Origin of the sequence: Mesorhizobium sp. M2A.F.Ca.ET.039.01.1.1 (genome assembly GCF_003998035.1) — a bacterium.
Classification (GTDB): domain Bacteria; phylum Pseudomonadota; class Alphaproteobacteria; order Rhizobiales; family Rhizobiaceae; genus Mesorhizobium.
On record NZ_RZRY01001099.1, the window covers coordinates 1 to 1,527 of the forward strand.

Genomic DNA, 1,527 nt, shown 5'->3' on the forward strand with positions numbered 1-1,527 from the left:
GGCGGGCGCTTTTAGCCTTGATGTTCGTGAGTCCATCGACGGCCCGGTTTTCGACCCGGTGCTGATGGGCCCGACTGCGAGAACAAATCCATTGGATGACACACCCGACATTCATGATGATGGTCTTGATGAAGACGTTGGCGAAAAAGCGCCGTTGATCAAGGCGTCGGACCATCGCGCATTTATCAAATCGTTTTCGGCGGACGGTCTGCAGACGCGACCGGCTTACGCGATCGCGCGAAACACGTATGTTGTCATGGATTTGGACACGAGGGCAGCGCTAGACGTTGTAAAGCGGTTACAGCGCTCAAGCGCTACCACGCGGCGCGCGTTCATTCGCAATCCACGGAGTTTTCTCGTTGAAGCTCTGCCAGATCTCAGCGAGGCCGCAGGCCGTATCTTTGTCGAGACTGCTCAATATTCGGAGCGGGTGAAGGGACTTGGTCTTTGGGAAAAGCCGAATTTGTCCTGGCTCGCCAGGAAAAGCACTGGTTGGTTGCCTGAAGGATTTATCCTGAGGGTGGGTGAAAAGACGCTCGAACTCGACGAGGCGGGCCTGAATGAGCTGGCACAAGAGGCTGACCGTGCTTCCGAGGCCGCCAAAGCAGATGTCGCGTTCCGCGACGTTGTCTACTCGCTTGACGATGTAAAAATTGCGCTCGACGGAGTTCGACAGCAGTTCGACGAGGACGCGCAACCGTTCGAGCGACCGGAAGATGCCCCGCCGGAAAGGGATCGCAACGTTCTCCTCATCGACGATCATATAGAGGATGCGGCCAGCAAAGAGAGGCAGCGGCGGCGGATGGAACTGCCGCAGCTGTTTCCATCGGACTTGGTGCGAACCACCCCAAAGCGCCATCAGCAGGAGGGGTTCAAGTGGCTTGTGATGGGGTGGGCCTTCGGATTTCCAGGGCTGCTGCTTGCCGATGACATGGGTCTCGGCAAGACGATGCAGGCACTGTCGTTCTTGGCCTGGTTCCGGGCGAACAGAGCATCTGTCACCAAAGGGCTGGGCGACATATCCGGTCCGATTCTGATCGTCGCGCCGACTGCGCTGCTGAGGAACTGGCAGAAGGAGGCTGAAACGCATCTCGTCGCTGATGCGCTGGGCGACTGCCTCGAGGCGTTTGGTCCGGGACTAAGGCGGATCAAGGCGCCGGCCGGTTCGGGCGTTTCCCTCGACGATGCGCTCGACATAGAGGCGATCCGCGAAGCGGACTGGATACTGACGACCTACGAAACGTTGGCAAATTATCACCGGGTGTTTGGCCGCGTCCGGTTTTCCATCGTGCTTTTCGACGAGATGCAAAAGATCAAGGCGCCGGACACGATCAACACGCATGCCGCCAAGACTTTGAATGCGGATTTCGTGATCGGGCTGACCGGCACGCCGATCGAAAACCGTATCGAGGATCTATGGTGCATCATGGACCGGGTGTCGCCCGGTTTTTTGGGCGGGCTCAAGGCATTTTCCAAAGCGCATTGCGGAGAGGACCCGGAGGCACTGAAGACACTCAAGGACAAGCT

At 58.1% G+C, this 1,527-nt stretch carries 1 protein-coding gene; it reads left to right on the forward strand.

The genetic code is table 11. The features are described 5' to 3' along the window. The coding region (locus EOA24_RS37595) for a DEAD/DEAH box helicase (protein ID WP_145992576.1) at window positions 1-1,527 on the forward strand (1,527 nt) is incomplete at both ends.